At 63.3% G+C, this 14,859-nt stretch carries 16 protein-coding genes; 5 read left to right on the forward strand and 11 right to left on the reverse strand.

From position 1 onward, the window contains the following. Positions 1–8 precede the first annotated feature (8 nt). From PM2_RS15190 to phoB, 3 genes are all read right to left on the reverse strand, one after another. The gene (locus PM2_RS15190; RefSeq protein ID WP_016712723.1) at positions 9–1,349 is read right to left on the reverse strand and encodes a hemolysin family protein; all 1,341 of its coding nucleotides are present in this window, start codon (positions 1,347–1,349) and stop codon (positions 9–11) included. Between the two features lie 173 nt (positions 1,350–1,522). Then, a complete protein-coding gene (gene phoR / locus PM2_RS15195; RefSeq protein ID WP_016712722.1) occupies positions 1,523–2,830 on the reverse strand; it encodes a phosphate regulon sensor histidine kinase PhoR in 1,308 nt (435 codons plus the stop codon). A gap of 48 nt (positions 2,831–2,878) precedes the next feature. Then, a complete protein-coding gene (gene phoB, locus PM2_RS15200) occupies positions 2,879–3,568 on the reverse strand; it encodes a phosphate regulon transcriptional regulator PhoB (RefSeq protein WP_003253341.1) in 690 nt (229 codons plus the stop codon). A gap of 171 nt (positions 3,569–3,739) precedes the next feature. Here phoB and PM2_RS15205 point away from each other — a divergent pair, with 171 nt between their 5' ends. Further along, positions 3,740–4,108 (forward strand): COG4315 family predicted lipoprotein, encoded by a 369-nt coding sequence (locus tag PM2_RS15205; RefSeq protein WP_016712721.1) that lies wholly within the window; start codon positions 3,740–3,742, stop codon positions 4,106–4,108. Positions 4,109–4,141: 33 nt separating this feature from the next. On the opposite strand, the gene ubiA is transcribed toward PM2_RS15205, so the two are convergent. Then, the gene (ubiA, locus tag PM2_RS15210) at positions 4,142–5,032 is read right to left on the reverse strand and encodes a 4-hydroxybenzoate octaprenyltransferase (RefSeq protein ID WP_016712720.1); all 891 of its coding nucleotides are present in this window, start codon (positions 5,030–5,032) and stop codon (positions 4,142–4,144) included. Further along, complete coding sequence (locus PM2_RS15215) at positions 5,032–5,589, reverse strand: chorismate--pyruvate lyase family protein (RefSeq protein ID WP_028699262.1); 558 nt, start codon at positions 5,587–5,589, stop codon at positions 5,032–5,034. Before PM2_RS15215 ends, ubiA begins: the two co-directional genes overlap by 1 nt. 129 nt (positions 5,590–5,718) lie before the next feature. Here PM2_RS15215 and PM2_RS15220 point away from each other — a divergent pair, with 129 nt between their 5' ends. The 4 genes from PM2_RS15220 to PM2_RS15235 all read left to right on the forward strand — a co-directional run bounded on the left by PM2_RS15220 (position 5,719) and on the right by PM2_RS15235 (position 8,061). Continuing rightward, complete coding sequence (locus PM2_RS15220; protein WP_003253349.1) at positions 5,719–5,886, forward strand: rubredoxin; 168 nt, start codon at positions 5,719–5,721, stop codon at positions 5,884–5,886. Positions 5,887–5,902: 16 nt separating this feature from the next. Further along, positions 5,903–7,051 (forward strand): NAD(P)/FAD-dependent oxidoreductase, encoded by a 1,149-nt coding sequence (locus tag PM2_RS15225; RefSeq protein ID WP_028699261.1) that lies wholly within the window; start codon positions 5,903–5,905, stop codon positions 7,049–7,051. A 187-nt stretch (positions 7,052–7,238) separates the two neighbouring features. Beyond that, positions 7,239–7,538, forward strand: coding sequence for an HU family DNA-binding protein (locus tag PM2_RS15230; protein ID WP_016712717.1), 300 nt, complete (start codon positions 7,239–7,241; stop codon positions 7,536–7,538). A 148-nt stretch (positions 7,539–7,686) separates the two neighbouring features. Then, positions 7,687–8,061, forward strand: coding sequence for an SCP2 sterol-binding domain-containing protein (locus PM2_RS15235; RefSeq protein ID WP_010955807.1), 375 nt, complete (start codon positions 7,687–7,689; stop codon positions 8,059–8,061). A gap of 33 nt (positions 8,062–8,094) precedes the next feature. Here PM2_RS15235 and PM2_RS15240 read toward each other — a convergent pair whose 3' ends face one another. From PM2_RS15240 to exbB, 6 genes are all read right to left on the reverse strand, one after another. After that, complete coding sequence (locus tag PM2_RS15240; RefSeq protein WP_016712716.1) at positions 8,095–9,498, reverse strand: aminoacyl-tRNA deacylase and HDOD domain-containing protein; 1,404 nt, start codon at positions 9,496–9,498, stop codon at positions 8,095–8,097. Positions 9,499–9,576: 78 nt separating this feature from the next. After that, entirely contained in the window at positions 9,577–11,655 is a 2,079-nt protein-coding gene (gene recG / locus PM2_RS15245) for an ATP-dependent DNA helicase RecG (protein ID WP_016712715.1), read from the reverse strand. A gap of 3 nt (positions 11,656–11,658) precedes the next feature. Then, positions 11,659–12,585, reverse strand: a complete 927-nt coding sequence (locus tag PM2_RS15250) for a hydrogen peroxide-inducible genes activator (RefSeq protein ID WP_016712714.1) — start codon at positions 12,583–12,585, stop codon at positions 11,659–11,661. A gap of 94 nt (positions 12,586–12,679) precedes the next feature. Then, positions 12,680–13,411 (reverse strand): energy transducer TonB, encoded by a 732-nt coding sequence (locus PM2_RS15255; RefSeq protein ID WP_016489831.1) that lies wholly within the window; start codon positions 13,409–13,411, stop codon positions 12,680–12,682. Next, positions 13,408–13,836, reverse strand: a complete 429-nt coding sequence (exbD, locus tag PM2_RS15260) for a TonB system transport protein ExbD (protein ID WP_028699260.1) — start codon at positions 13,834–13,836, stop codon at positions 13,408–13,410. The genes PM2_RS15255 and exbD overlap by 4 nt, the downstream gene beginning before the upstream one ends. Before the next feature lie 3 nt (positions 13,837–13,839). After that, the gene (exbB, locus tag PM2_RS15265; RefSeq protein WP_016712713.1) at positions 13,840–14,829 is read right to left on the reverse strand and encodes a tonB-system energizer ExbB; all 990 of its coding nucleotides are present in this window, start codon (positions 14,827–14,829) and stop codon (positions 13,840–13,842) included. Positions 14,830–14,859: the final 30 nt, after the last annotated feature.

Raw genomic sequence — 14,859 nt, forward strand, 5'->3', positions numbered from 1 at the left:
TATAGCCATCAGTCCAGCTTCAGCACCTTGGCCAGCACGATCTTGGGCCCTTTCATCTTCTTGATGATGATGCGCAGCCCCTCGACCTCAAGCACTTCCTCTTCTTCAGGCACGCGCTTGAGCGTTTCGTAGACCAGCCCGGCCAGGGTCTCTGCCTCAATGTGGTCGAGGTCGACCCCCAGCAGGCGCTCGACCTTGAACAGCGGTGTGTCGCCGCGCACCAGCAGTTTGCCTGGCTGGTAAGCGAGGATGCCGCGTTCGGTCTTGCGGTGCTCGTCCTGGATATCGCCTACCAGCACTTCCAGCACGTCTTCCATGGTCAGGTAGCCGATAACCTTGCCGTCGGCTTCCTCCACTAGCACGAAGTGCGCGCCGCCCTTGCGGAACTGCTCCAGCAACTGGGCCAGCGGCATGTGCCGCGATACGCGCTCCAGGGGGCGGGCAAGGTCTTCCAGGTCGATGGTTTCGGGCAAGTGCTCCAGCTCGGCCAGCTCCAGCAGCAGGTCCTTGATGTGCAGCAGGCCGGTGAACTCTTCGCGCTCGGCGTCATACACCGGATAGCGGCTGAACTTGTGGCGGCGCACCAGGGCCAGGATCTGCTTCAACGGCGCATGGGCGTCGATGCTGACCATGTCCTCACGCGAGTTGGCCCAGTCGACCACCTCCAGCTCGCCCATTTCCACGGCCGACGCCAGTACGCGCATACCCTGGTCGCTTGGGTCCTGACCACGGCTGGAGTGCAGGATCAGCTTCAGCTCTTCACGGCTGTAGTGGTGCTCGTGGTGCGGGCCAGGCTCGCCTTGGCCGGCAATACGCAAAATGGTGTTGGCGCTGGCATTGAGCAGGTAGATGGCTGGGTACATTGCCCAGTAGAACAGGTACAGCGGCACGGCGGTCCATAGCGACAGCAGCTCTGGCTTGCGGATGGCCCAGGACTTGGGCGCCAGCTCGCCGACCACGATGTGCAGGTACGAGATGACGAAGAAGGCGACGAAGAACGAGACACCTTTGATCAGCTCGGGCGAGTCGACCCCGAAGTACGCCAGCAGCGGCTCGAGCAGGTGGGCAAACGCCGGTTCACCGACCCAGCCCAGGCCCAGCGAGGCGAGGGTAATGCCCAACTGGCAGGCTGACAGGTAGGCGTCGAGCTGATTGTGAACCTTGCGCAGGATGTTACCGCGCCAGCCGTGCTGCTCGGCGATGGCCTCAACGCGGGTGGCGCGCAGCTTGACCATGGCGAACTCGGCGGCAACGAAGAAGCCGTTGAGCAGCACCAGCAGGAAGGCAAAGATGATCATGCCGAAATCGGCGAATAACGAGGTGAGGCTGATACCAGGGGAAGGGTCCATGATGGAGTTTTTACGGGGTCCGTCTTAGAGATAGAGAGAAAAAAAGTGCCAGCTTTTGCTGGCACAGGGGATCCAATGTAGCGGCTGGAGCCGTAAAAGCAAAGGGTGGCGGATTTATTGCGGTCGCTGTGGGAGCGGGCGCGCCCGCGAAGGGCTGCACCGCAGCCCCAATATCAAACCTCGCCGTTGGCCAATTGTGCCGGCGCAAAGTGACAGGTAAAGGTGCTGCCATGCCCCGGCACACTGCTGATTTCCAGCTTGCCGCGATGGCGCATCAGCACATGCTTCACAATCGCCAGCCCCAGCCCGGTGCCACCGGTATTCGACGCGCGGCTGGAGTCCACCCGATAGAAGCGTTCGGTCAGGCGGGGCAAGTGCTTCGCGTCAATGCCCACCCCCGAGTCTTGCACCGACAAATGCGCACCTTGGGCATCGACCCACCAGCGGATGCGGATGTTGCCTTCGTCCTGGGTGTACTTGACGGCGTTGAATACCAGGTTGGAAAAGGCGCTGCGCAGCTCCGACTCGCTGCCCTTCAGTTTCACGCCGGGCGCAGCTTCCAGGCTGATGCGCTGGTTGCGTGGCCCGGACAGGGCCTGGGCGTCATTCTTGATGGCGGCGAGCAGGGCATCGACGGCCACCGGCTGGTTGTCCGACGGGTAATCGGTGGCTTCCAGCTTGGCCAGCAGCAGCAGGTCGTTGAGCAGCGTTTGCATGCGTGAGCCTTGCTGGCTCATCTGCTGCAGGGCGCGGCTCCAGCGCGGGTTCACGTCCTCGACGTTGTCCAGCAAGGTTTCCAGGTAGCCGGTGATGACCGTCAGCGGCGTGCGCAGCTCGTGCGACACGTTGGCGACGAAGTCCTTGCGCATCTGCTCCAGCTGGTGAATGCGGGTGACATCGCGCACCAGCATCAGGTGTTCGTTGTTGCCGTAGCGGGTGATGTGCAGTTGCACGCGCATGCGGTCGTTGATGGGCGAGGGGATTTCCAGCGGTTCGAGGTAGTTCTCCGCTTCGAAGTATTCCTTGAAACGCGGGTGACGCACCAGGTTGGTTACCTGCTGGCCGCCGTCCTGTGGGGTTTTGAAGCCCAGCAGGGTCTCGGCGGCGCGGTTCCACCACTCCAGGTTGCCGTCGCTGTCGAGCATGATCACGGCGTCACGTAGTGCGGCGGTGGACTCCTGCACCCGGTCGATCACGGCCTGCAGGCGGCCACGCACGCGCTGGTCGCGGCGTTGCAGGTGGTAGATGCTGTCGAACACCTCGCCCCAAAGGCCGTAGCCATCGGGCGGTGCCTCATCGGGTTGGTGGTTGCGCAGCCAGTCGTGCAGGCGCAGCAGTTGCTTGAGGGTCCAGCCCAGGTAGAGCGCCAGGCCAATGGCCAGGCTCCAGCCATAGTAGCCGCTGACCAGCCCGCCGATCAGGCAGACGGTAATCAGCAACAGCAAATGGCGAATAAGAGTCGCGTGCCAGTTCTGGTTCAATTGACGGTCCTTGTACAACAACGTGCAGCGTGGCGCTTTTGAACTCGATCAGCTCTTGGTCGAGAAGCGGTAGCCAGTGCCCCGGACGGTTTGTACCAGATTTTCATAGGCTTCACCCAGCGCCTTGCGCAGGCGGCGGATGTGCACGTCGACCGTGCGTTCCTCGACATAGACGTTGCCGCCCCATACCTGGTCCAGCAGCTGGCCACGTGTGTAGGCACGCTCCTGGTGGGTCATGAAGAACTGCAGCAGGCGGTATTCGGTCGGGCCCATCTCGGCCGGCTTGCCGTCGATGGTGACGCGGTGGCTGATCGGGTCCAGCAGCAGGCCGCCAACTTCGATCGGCGCCTCGCTGTCGCTCGGGCCGGTACGGCGCAACACGGCTTTCAGGCGCGCGACCAGCTCCCGCGGCGAGAACGGCTTGGTGATGTAGTCGTCGGCACCCACTTCCAGGCCCTGGATCTTGTTGTCCTCTTCACCCTTGGCGGTAAGCATGATGATCGGGATGTCGCCGGTCAGCTCGTCGCGCTTGAGGCGGCGGGCCAGCTCGATGCCGGAGGTGCCTGGCAGCATCCAGTCGAGCAGGATCAGGTCCGGCTTGCGGTCGACGATGATTGCATGGGCCTGTTGGGAGTTTTCCGCTTCCAGGCAGTCATAGCCGGCCATTTCCAGGGCAACGGCGATCATCTCGCGAATGGGCGCTTCGTCGTCGACGATCAGAATGTTCCTGCCAACCATGCTCAAACCTCTCCTGGATACGGTGTCTTGGCCCGCATTAGATAACGGAATTATTGCAGCTGTGTGACAGGGTGTTGGCCGTTCTGGCGACATTCCGTGACTGAACTAGGCTTGAGAGGGCCGCAGTTGCGGCGACTCGAACTCAATCCCCCCGAAATAATGGTGAATCCAATGACACGACAAACGCTGAGCTGGATGGCCCTTTTCGCTGCGCTGGCGCTCCCGGGGGTGGCGTCGGCCCAACATGCCATGGAGAAGGACGGCATGTGGGTCGATCATGCCGGCATGACCCTGTACACCTTTGACAAGGATGCGGGAGGCAAGTCGATGTGCAATGGCGATTGCGCCACCAACTGGCCGCCGTTGAAGGTGATGGATGGCGAAAAGGCCGAGGGCAAGTGGACGCAGATCAAGCGTGACGACGGTTCGATGCAGTGGGCCTACGACGGCAAGCCGCTGTACACCTTCGTCAAGGACAAGAAGGCCGGTGACATGACCGGTGATGGCGTGAAGGACGTCTGGCACGTCGCCAAGCCTTGAGATTGTAGGGGCCGCTTCGCGGCCCCTACATATTCAGCGCAACGCGTAATCCAACACTACGCCAATGAACACCAGCATCCCCGCCCAGTGGTTGTGCAGAAACGCCTTGAAGCACGACTCCCGGTCCAGCTTGCGCGTCGACCAGTACTCCCACGCAAAGCACGCTGCCGCACCCAGCAGTCCCAGGTGGAACCAGCCCCCCAGGTCGAAGCGGCTGCCTGCCAGCAACAGGCAGCCCAGCGACAGCAGCTGCAAGGTCAGGATAATGGTGCGGTCGGCGTCGCCAAACAGGATCGCGGTCGACTTCACACCGATCTTCAGGTCGTCATCGCGGTCGACCATGGCGTAGTAGGTGTCATAACCCACCGTCCACAGCAGGTTGGCGATATACAGCAGCCACGCGCTGGCCGGCAGTTCGCCACCCGCTGCCGTGAACGCCATGGGAATACCCCAGGAGTACGCCGCCCCCAGCACCACCTGCGGGTAATAGGTGTAGCGCTTCATGAACGGGTAACAGAACGCCAGCGCCACCGCGCCGAACGACAGCCATACCGTGCGGCTGTTGGTGCACAGCACCAGCAGGAAGCTCACCCCGACCAGGATGGCGAACAGCGCCAGCGCTTCGCGTGGCCGTACTCGACCACTGGCCAGAGGCCGGTCGGCAGTGCGCTTGACGTGGCCATCCACCTTACGGTCGGCGAAATCGTTGATGCAGCAGCCCGCAGCGCGCATCAGCACCACGCCAAGGCCGAAGATCAGCACATTGGCCACGGTAGGTGAACCGTTGCCGGCAATCCACACCGCCGACAGAGTTGGCCACAGCAGCAGGTAGATACCGATCGGCCGGTCCATGCGGCTGAGCTGGACGAAGTCCCAGGCCCGCGGGTGCAGGCGGTTGAGCGACTTGAGCAGTTGCAGGTACATCAGCGGTTTTCCTCCTTGGCCGCTTGCCACAATGCTGGCAGGAACACTTCTGCCACCAGCAGTTCCAGGCCGCCCCGTTCGAAGCGCGAGCGGCGGCCCCACAGTGCTGCGCGGGTGGCTTCGGTCGGCAGCCAGGCCTGTGGATAACTACACACTTCAATCGGGTGGCGGATGAACGCCTGGTCGCAGAACAGCAATTCGCCCAGCGAGCGGCTGCCCAGGGTTTCCAGGTCCAGCCCGCCGCGCTCCAGGGCGCTGCGGCTGGCGACGCTGCGGGCGAACACCCAAGGTTGGCCATGGCCACGCAGGTACACCTCGCGCACCCAGCCTTCGGCGCCAGCGGCAATGCCCAGCGCCTGGCATTCGTCATCGCGCAGTGGCTGCCAGCCCTCGAACAGCGGGGTGACGGAGAAGTGATCGTTGGAGAGGCGGGTCAGGCGGCGGGTCAGCGAGCCCTCGTCGAACAGCCAGTCAAGGGTGGGCTGGTCGATGCCGGTCGCCAGCTGTGAATACGGCAGCCACGCGACAGCGGCTGCTTGCGGGGATTCGTACGACACGTCGGTCTGCTTGTTACAACCAGAGAGGCGGCGAGCTTAGCATGATTGCCCTGACTGCTTGCATAATGCATGAAACAGGGCCAGAGACCGGCCCGATAAAGCCTGAGTTCCACCAAGGAAAAAGACCTGATGAAAAAGTGGCAATGTATTGTCTGTGGCCTGATCTACGACGAAGCCGAAGGCTGGCCCGACGACGGCATCGCCCCCGGCACCCGTTGGGAAGATGTGCCTGAAGACTGGCTGTGCCCTGACTGCGGGGTTGGCAAAAGCGACTTTGAAATGATCTCCATCGGCTAATCGAGGAAAGCACGACATGACGTCCCCTGTGGTAATCATCGGTACCGGCCTTGCGGGTTACAACCTGGCGCGTGAATTTCGCAAGCTCGATACGCAGACGCCGTTGCTGCTGATCACCGCCGACGATGGTCGTTCCTACTCCAAGCCCATGCTCTCCATGGGCTTTGCCAAGCAGAAAGACGCCGACGGCCTGGTCATGGCCGAGCCAGGCGCAATGGCCGAACAGCTGAATGCCGAGATCCGCACCCATACCCGCATCAGCGGCATCGACCCAGGCCACAAGCGCCTGTGGATCGGTGAAGAGGCCGTGGAGTACCGCGACCTGGTGCTGGCCTGGGGGGCGCAGACCGTGCAGGTGCCGATCGAAGGCGACGGCAGCCATCTGGTGTTCCCGATCAACGACCTCGAAGACTACGCGCGCTTCCGTGCTGCCGCTGTCGGCAAGCAGCGCGTGCTGATTCTCGGTGCCGGCCTGATCGGCTGCGAGTTCGCCAACGACATGAGCCTGGGTGGCTTCCAGGTGGAGGTAGTGGCGCCATGTGAGCAAGTGATGCCAACCCTGCTGCACCCGGCCGCTGCGGCGGCTGTGCAAGCCGGGCTGGAGGGCTTGGGCGTGCGCTTCCACCTGGGCCCGGTGTTGACCCGCTTGCAGCAGGTGCCCCAAGGCCTGGAGGCGCACCTGTCGGATGGCGGCGTGATCGCCTGCGACCTGGTGGTTTCGGCCATCGGCCTTCGCCCGCGCACCGACCTGGCTGCCGCAGCCGGCTTGCAGACCAACCGTGGCGTCAGCGTAGACCGCGAGTTACGTACATCCCACGCCAACATCTTCGCCCTCGGCGACTGTGCCGAGGTCGATGGCATCAACCTGCTCTACGTGATGCCACTGATGAGCTGTGCCCGGGCGCTGGCGCAAACCCTGGCCGGCAAGCCGACGGCGGTCGCGTATGGGCCGATGCCGGTCACGGTAAAAACCCCGGCCTGCCCGCTGGTGGTTTCGCCGCCGCCCATGGGCCACGAAGGCACTTGGCAGGTGGACGGTCAGGGCAGTGACCTCAAGGTGCTCTGCCACGGCGCAGACGGCAATTTGCTGGGCTACGCCCTGACCGGGAAAGCCGTGATGGAGAAGCTGGCGCTGAATCGTCAGTTGCCAGCCGTAATGGCGTAAATAGAGGGTGTTCTGTCGGTTTTATCCTGTTGTTGCCCACACAATGGCCGCCCAGATACTGGCGCGTCCCCGGAGCTCGTGCCATTCTCACTTCCGTCTGCCGCAGATTAGAGCCTGCGGTGCCTTGAGCGCTGCTCCCAAAGGCAGCACGGCATAACAACAAGAATTCCGTCAAAGAGGCTTCACTATGCGCAAACCAGAACTCGCCGCCGTCATCGCCGATAAGGCCGATCTGACCAAGGAAAAGGCCAATCAGGTTTTGAACGCGATTCTCGACAGCATCACCGGCGCCCTGGACAAGGACACCGTGACCCTGGTCGGTTTCGGCACTTTTGAAAAACGTCATCGCGGCGCGCGTACCGGCAAGAACCCGCAAACCGGTGAGCCGGTCAAGATCAAAGCCAGCAACACCGTGGCCTTCAAGCCTGGCAAGAACCTGCGCGACAGCGTCAACGCCCCGGTCAAGCCAGCCAAGAAAGGCAAGTGATCGCTCCCTGACAACCCCCGTGTCAGCCAAGCGGGCGCCCCAGGGCGCCCGTTGTGCTTTCTGCAGGCAAAATGTTTCGAACTTGCATAAATAGTTCGGGAAAGGGATAAACTGCGCGCCTTAGTCACTTTTCATTCGAGGCGCGTTGATGAAGTTCCGCTTTCTTCTCTGGGCCATGGGGCTGTTGATGGCCAGGGCCAGCCGTAACAACCCGGCATTCCAGCAGCAGCTCAAGGGCAAGGACCTGGTGTTCCAGATGCAGACCCTGGACGGCAAGGTCGCCCGGCACTTCATCGTCAATAACGAACGCATCAGCAGCAAGGGCGGCGCACACCCGCAGCCGGCCTTCGCCATTGCCTTCAAGGACGCGGCCTATGGCTTTGCCACGATGCAGGCGGGTAACAAGCAATTGGCGTTCATGCAGGGGATTCAGGACAAGCACATCCAGATCAAGGGCAATCCGGCGTTGGTGATGTGGTTCCAGGGGTTGATGAAGTACCTGAAGCCGAAGAAGAAAGGCTGAAATTGCCGGGGCTGCAAAGCAGCCCCAGAAAAATCAATGCGGTGCGTGAAACTGCGAAGCCAGTTCGCGCAACAGGTTCTCGGCCTCGAGCACCTTGTTCACCACATCTTCCGCCTTGTCCCGGGTAATCCCCAGGCGCTCCAGCAACTCGTCCGGGATCTCCTCCACCGGCCCCGAACCAATGCCTCGCGAGCGCAGCAGCCGGGTGGCCAGGCACACCAGGTTGGGGAATGCCGAGTACTCGCCGTCATAGGCCGGGTCGTGCTGGAAACGCAGCGCGGTCGACAGCTCTTCCGGCATGTCCCACAGCTTCATCAGCCAGGCGCCGATCTGTTCGCGGCTGATGCCCAACAGGTGCTGTTCCACGTAGGTGTGGTTCAGGTGCGGGTTCACCTCCAGATGGCGGCAAATCAGCGAGAAGTGCGGTGGGAACACGTGCGCCAGTAGCAGGTAGCCGAAGTTGTGCAGCAGCCCGGCCAGGTAGGTTAGCCCTGCCTCGGGGCGTTCTGCCCTCGGCATGGCACGGGTCAGTCCTTCGATGATTGCGGCGGTGTAGATCGACTGCTGCCAGTACGGTGTGGCCTGCTGCGGGTGGTCTTTAGGCAGGCTCAACGTCTTGCCCAGCGCCAGGCCCAAGGCCAGGTTGATCACCAGATCGAAGCCCAGCACGCGCACGATGGCATCTTCCACCGAGCGGATCTTGCCGGGTGAGGCGTAGTACGGCGAAGCCGCCCAGCTCACCACCTGGGCCGCCAGCGCCGGGTCGGTTTCAACCACGCCGGTGATGTCATCGATGCTGGCGTTGGGGTCTACCCGCAGCTTGATGATCTTTTGCGCAGTATCGGCCAGCGGCGGGATCTCGATGGTTTCTTCCAGGCGCTTCTGGATGCGTCGGGCCGTGAAGGCCTGCACGGCATTGGTGATTTCCCGGGTGTCGTCATCGGGGCGGTCGAGGTTGGGGCTGATGGCCTCGATTTCCTGACCGAAGCTGCTGGCGCTGGCTTTGGCCAGCATGCGCTTGAAGTGCGCGCTTTCGATTTCCAGCAGCAGGCCGGTTTCGCCCGACTGGATATAGACGGTTTCGGCGTCGAGCAGGCTCTTCTCGTACTGGCACGGTGAGCTGGTCAGCGCCGGAATGCCTGGCAGGGCCTTGAGCTGGTGTTTGTCGAGCATCTGCTTCAAGCGCGGCACCGACACGGCGGTCAGCTTGCGCCCGGTCAGCTCGGTCAGGCGGTTGAGGTCCAGCAGTTGGCTCTGCGGGAACAGCACCATGAGGGCGCCGACTTCGTCGTCGAGAAGCACTGCCTGCACCCGCGAAGCCGCAGGAAGGTTCGGGTGCTCGGCCACCTCGCGGTAGGCGACGCCGACTTTGTCGAGCAGCAGCCTGATAACAGAGGGTGCGTGTGGGGTTGCGGTGTCCAGGGCAACTTCAGTCATGGTCCGTATCCACTGATTCTTTTAAACGCGAAGTATAACCAGCCTGCGAGCAAATCTGGATCCATTCTGGGACTAGCGTCACACTTGGCCATATTGCTGGCCATGACGCAGCCAGCGGTCGAGCAACGGGCTGACGTGTTCCGGCCAGCGCGCGATCAGGGCCTGGGCGGCGTCGCGCACCGCTGGCAACAGGTCGGCGTCACGCATCAGGTCGGCGACCTTGAACTGTAGCAGGCCGGTCTGGCGGGTCCCCAGCATCTCGCCCGGGCCGCGCAGCTCCAGGTCCTTTTCGGCGATGATGAAGCCGTCGTTGGTCTCGCGCATGATCCCCAGGCGCTCGCGGCCGATCTGCGACAGTGGCGGGTGGTACAGCAGCACGCAATGGCTCACGGCACTGCCCCGGCCAACCCGGCCGCGCAGCTGGTGCAACTGGGCCAAGCCAAGGCGCTCGGGGTTCTCGATGATCATCAGGCTGGCGTTGGGCACGTCCACGCCTACCTCGATGACCGTGGTCGCAACCAGCAACTGCAATTCACCGGCCTTGAACAGCGCCATGATCTCGGCTTTCTCCGCAGGCTTCATGCGACCGTGGATCAGGCCCACACGCAGTTCGCCCAAGGCGCTGCCAAGTTCTTCATACGTGCTTTCGGCCGCCTGGCAGGTGAGTTCTTCGGACTCTTCGATCAGCGTGCATACCCAGTAAGCTTGACGGCCCTCGGCGCAGGCGGCGCGCACCCGCTCGACTACCTCGAAGCGACGGCTGTCGGCCACCAGCACCGTGTTTACCGGCGTACGCCCGGGTGGCAGTTCGTCCAGTACCGAGGTGTCCAGGTCGGCGTAGGCGCTCATCGCCAAGGTGCGCGGAATAGGCGTGGCGGTCATGATCAACTGGTGCGGGCACAGCTCGCCGGCCACGCCCTTCTTGCGCAGGGCCAGGCGTTGCTGCACCCCAAATCGATGCTGTTCGTCGATGATCGCCAGGGCCAGGTGCTTGAACTTCACCTCTTCCTGGAACAGCGCGTGGGTGCCGACCACCATCGGTGCGCCGTTGGCGATCTGTTCCAGGGAAGCTGCCCGGGCCTTGCCCTTGAGCTTGCCGGCCAGCCAGGCCACTTCGATGCCCAGTGGTTCGAGCCAGCGCTTGAAGGTGATGTAGTGCTGTTCGGCGAGGATCTCGGTGGGTGCCATCAAGGCCACCTGATAGCCGGCTTCCAACGCCTGTAGCGCGGCCAGGGCGGCGACCACGGTCTTGCCTGCCCCCACATCGCCCTGCACCAGGCGCATCATCGGCTCGTGCTGGCTGAGGTCATAGGCAATTTCGTTGGCCACCCGCTGCTGCGCGCCGGTCGGCTGGAAGCCCAGGTTGGCCAGGTACTGCGCTTGCAGACGCTTGGCCTTGGGCAGTACCGGTGCGCGCAGGCTACGCAGGCTTTCGCGCAGGCGTTGCTGCGACAGCTGGTGGGTCAGCAGTTCTTCGAAGGCCAGGCGGTGCTGGGCCCAGTGCTGGCCTTCGGCGAGCTCGTCGAGGTCGGCGTCGGCCGGCGGGTTGTGCAGGTAGCGGATGGCATCGTCCAGCGGCGCCAGTTGGTAGTCCCGGGCCAGCTCGTCAGGCAGCCAGTCAGGCAGGCTGCGCGGGCCAAGCAGGCCCAGGCTCTGCTGGCACAACAGGCGCAGGCGTTGCTGGGTGAGGCCTTCGGTGGACGGGTAGATGGGTGTCAGCGTCTGCTCGACCGGGGGCGGTGGTTCGTCGCCATTCAGTGCGCGGTACTCCGGGTGGTAGATTTCCAGGCCCGAAGCGCCGGGGCGGGCTTCGCCGTAGCAGCGCAAGTGGGTGCCGCGTTTCAGGCCTTCTTTCTGCGCGTTGCTGAAGTGGTAGAAGCGCAGGCTCAGCACGCCACTGCCATCTCCCAGTCGCACCACCAGGCTACGTCGCTTGCCCATGGTCACGTCGGCGCCGCTGACCACGCCCTCGATCACGGCATCCTGGCCGGGGCGCAATTGGCCAATCGGCACCACGCGGGTGCGGTCCTGGTAGCGCAGGGGCAGGTGGAACAGCACATCCTGCAGGTTCTCCAGGCCGACCTTGGCGAGTTTTTCCGCCATGGCCTCGCCAACGCCCTTGAGTACCGTGACCGGGACCTTCGACAGCTCACTCATGACTCAGGCCGGTTGTTCCGCAGGGGCTTTGGCAACCGAACACAGGCGGATCGAATCTGCGAGGATCTCGATGGCCTTCGGCCGCGGGAAGCTGGCACGCCATGCGATGGCCACGGTGCGGAACGGCGCTGGCGCCGTCAGCGGGCGGACCTCGATGATGCCAGGGGCGTAGTGGTGGCTGTGCACCGCCGACAGCGGCAGGATCGAAACGCCAAGGCCTGATGCCACCATATGGCGGATGGTTTCCAGCGAGCTGGACTCGACCGTGGTGTGCTTGGAACCTTCACCGCCCTTGTTCAGGGTCGGGCAGGCTTCCAGTACCTGATCGCGGAAGCAGTGGCCCTCACCCAGCAGCAACAGGCTCTTGTCGTTGAGCATGGCGGTGTCGATGGTCTTTTTCGCCGTCCACGGGTGGTCGGCCGGCATCAGGGCGCAGAACGGCTCATCGTACAGCGGCAGGGTCAGCACGTCGGCTTCGTTGAACGGCAGGGCGATGATCACCGCGTCCAGTTCGCCATTGCGCAGCTTTTCGCGCAGCACGTGGGTGAAGTTTTCTTCGATGTACAGCGGCATCTGCGGCGCTACGCGGTGCAGTTGCGGAATCAGGTGCGGGAACAGGTAGGGGCCGACGGTGTAGATGGCACCGACCTTGAGCGGGGCGGTTAGCTGGTTCTTGCCGGCTTGGGCCAGCTCGCGAATGCCTTGGGCCTGCTCCAGTACCTTCTGCGCCTGGGCGACAATGCTTTCGCCGACCGGGGTCAGGCGCACCGCGCTCTTGCTGCGTTCGAAGATCAGAACGCCAAGCTCATCCTCGAGCTTCTTCACACCGACCGACAGGGTCGGCTGGCTCACGTGGCAGCGTTCGGCGGCATGGCCGAAGTGCTGTTCCTGGGCGAGTGTGACGATGTAGCGTAATTCTGTGAGGGTCATAACGTGCGTCCATGAAGTTGCGGGCCCAGCATAGCGGCTGCAATCGATAGACGCACGTTATCAGACTTGCCGATTTGTGACAGAAACAAAAGTCTCAGCGGCGGTCCAGCGAGTAGACGAACGGTGCCACGACTTCGATCGTGCCATTGTTCAGCAACTCGGGTGGCGGCTTGGGTACAGTGCCGGCCCGACGGATCATTTCCAGCGTCGCCCGGTCCAGTGCGGCGCTACCCGAGCCACCAGCCATGGAGTACGACACCACCTTGCCTTCGGCGTCGACCACGAAGCGCAGGCGGTTGATGCCCTGCAGACCGCGACGGCGCGCGTCTTCCGGGTAACGCTTGTACTTGGCCAGGTGACGCAGCAGGTCGCTCTGCCAGGTCGGCAGGGCGTTGCTGTTGGACGCAATGCTCGGCGCCGGTGCCGCGGACTTCTGCGGCGGCGTGTTGCTGGGCGGTGCGTCTACCGTTTGTTCGGTCGGTGGTGCTTCCTTCGGCGGCTCAGGCTTTTTCTCGGGCTTGGGCGGCTGTGGCTTGGCCTTCGGCTTGGGCGGCTTGGGAATGGCGATCTTGGGCTTGGGTGCCTCGGCCAGCTTCGGCAGCGGCGGTTCCTCGACCGGTGCCGGTGGCTGCGGCGCCGCTTTCGGGGGCGGTGGTGGCGCAGGCTCCGGCAATGGCGCCAGCTCGACCATCATGGCTGCCGGTGGCAGTTCGATGGCCTGGGGCACCGACCAGTTGAGCGTCAGCAGCACGGCGACCACGTGCACGCCCAGCACGATCGCCAGGCTGCCACCGTAGCGCGCCATGTTAGAGCGCGTTTTTGTCATTTCTTGGCTGCCGTCTCGAGACCTACCAGACCGACCTTGAGGTAGCCGGCCGCGCGCATGTTGTTCATCACTTCCATCAAGTCACCGTAATCCACGCCTTTGTCAGCCTGGAAGAAGATGGTGGTTTCCTTGTCACCCTTGGTCTTGGCATCGAGCATCGGGCCAAGCTGGTCGGGTACAGCAACCTGATCGTCGCCGACGTACAGCTTCTGGTCGGCCTTGACGCTGACGAACACCGGTTTCTCGGGCCTCGGCGCCGGTTTGGCGGTTGAGGCCGGCAGGTCGACCTTGATGTCGACCGTGGCCAAGGGGGCTGCGACCATGAAGATGATCAGCAGCACCAGCATCACGTCGATGAACGGCGTAACGTTGATTTCGTGGTTTTCGGCGAGGTCGTCGCCACCTTCGTTGAGATGCAGGCCCATGGCTTACCCCACTTTCACCATGTGCGGGGCGGCGCGCTCGCTGCCCTGGTGGTCCAGGTCACGGCTGACCAGCAGCAGTACCTGGGCGGAGGCGTCGGACACCTGGGCCTTGTAGCCGGCGATGGAGCGGGCGAAGACGTTGTAGATGACCACGGCCGGGATTGCTGCGACCAGGCCCAGGGCGGTGGCCAGCAGGGCTTCGGCGATGCCGGGAGCGACCACGGCCAGGTTGGTGGTCTGGGTCTTGGCGATGCCGATGAAGCTGTTCATGATGCCCCATACAGTACCGAACAGACCTACGAACGGCGCGGTGGAACCGATGGTTGCCAGTACGCCGGTGCCGCTGCTCATGGTACGGCCGCTGGCGTGCACCAGGCGCTCCAGACGGAAGCTGACGCGCTCCTTGATGCCTTCTTTTTCACGGGCGTTGGCCGACAGGCGCATTTCTTCGAGGGCGTCGTGAACCAACGTGTGGGCCAGGGTGCCCTCCTTTTTGGAGACTTCGCTGGCTTCTTTCAGGGTGGTGGACTTCTTCAGCTGGGCGATTTCACCACGCAGGCGACGTTTGGCGCCCATCAGCTCGAAGCCTTTGGCAATCCAGATTGTCCAGGTGATGATGGAGGCGATAGCCAGGCCGATCATGACGATCTTCACCACGATGTCGGCGTTTTTGTACATGCCCCACGGGGACAGGTCGTGGGCCATGCCCAGGGACGTGTCTTCAACCAGTGCATCGGTAGCGGGATCAACCACAACCTGCGAATCTGCCGGGGCGGCAGCTTGTACTTCGCCAGCGGGAGCCTGGCCTTCCACAGCCGGTGCCGCCGGGGCAGCTTGAGCAGCCGGAGCGGAAGCAGCGGCTGGTGTAGCGGCATTGGCGGTTGGCTCATCGGCCATGGCCACCGGGGCCAGCACCAGGCTGAGTGTCAGCGCGGCGATGGCGCGCCAGGCGCGCGACGGGGTTGGCGAAGCGGAAGGTTGAGTACGTGTCATGCTGGCCGGACCTGATGAAGAAAAAGTGGA

Source organism: Pseudomonas monteilii NBRC 103158 = DSM 14164 (assembly GCF_000730605.1).
GTDB classification, from domain to species: domain Bacteria; phylum Pseudomonadota; class Gammaproteobacteria; order Pseudomonadales; family Pseudomonadaceae; genus Aquipseudomonas; species Aquipseudomonas monteilii.

Excerpts from the sequence above, each read along its gene's own strand:
- exbB (WP_016712713.1), bottom strand. The coding sequence starts at position 14,829 with ATGACACGTACTCAACCTTCCGCTTCGCCAACCCCGTCGCGCGCCTGG.
- phoB (WP_003253341.1), bottom strand. The coding sequence starts at position 3,568 with ATGGTTGGCAGGAACATTCTGATCGTCGACGACGAAGCGCCCATTCGC.
- PM2_RS15250 (WP_016712714.1), bottom strand. The coding sequence starts at position 12,585 with ATGACCCTCACAGAATTACGCTACATCGTCACACTCGCCCAGGAACAG.
- PM2_RS15240 (WP_016712716.1), bottom strand. The coding sequence starts at position 9,498 with ATGACTGAAGTTGCCCTGGACACCGCAACCCCACACGCACCCTCTGTT.
- exbD (WP_028699260.1), bottom strand. The coding sequence starts at position 13,836 with ATGGGCCTGCATCTCAACGAAGGTGGCGACGACCTCGCCGAAAACCAC.
- PM2_RS15255 (WP_016489831.1), bottom strand. The coding sequence starts at position 13,411 with ATGACAAAAACGCGCTCTAACATGGCGCGCTACGGTGGCAGCCTGGCG.
- ubiA (WP_016712720.1), bottom strand. The coding sequence starts at position 5,032 with ATGTACCTGCAACTGCTCAAGTCGCTCAACCGCCTGCACCCGCGGGCC.
- PM2_RS15190 (WP_016712723.1), bottom strand. The coding sequence starts at position 1,349 with ATGGACCCTTCCCCTGGTATCAGCCTCACCTCGTTATTCGCCGATTTC.
- PM2_RS15220 (WP_003253349.1), top strand. The coding sequence starts at position 5,719 with ATGAAAAAGTGGCAATGTATTGTCTGTGGCCTGATCTACGACGAAGCC.
- PM2_RS15230 (WP_016712717.1), top strand. The coding sequence starts at position 7,239 with ATGCGCAAACCAGAACTCGCCGCCGTCATCGCCGATAAGGCCGATCTG.
- recG (WP_016712715.1), bottom strand. The coding sequence starts at position 11,655 with ATGAGTGAGCTGTCGAAGGTCCCGGTCACGGTACTCAAGGGCGTTGGC.
- PM2_RS15235 (WP_010955807.1), top strand. The coding sequence starts at position 7,687 with ATGAAGTTCCGCTTTCTTCTCTGGGCCATGGGGCTGTTGATGGCCAGG.
- PM2_RS15225 (WP_028699261.1), top strand. The coding sequence starts at position 5,903 with ATGACGTCCCCTGTGGTAATCATCGGTACCGGCCTTGCGGGTTACAAC.
- PM2_RS15205 (WP_016712721.1), top strand. The coding sequence starts at position 3,740 with ATGACACGACAAACGCTGAGCTGGATGGCCCTTTTCGCTGCGCTGGCG.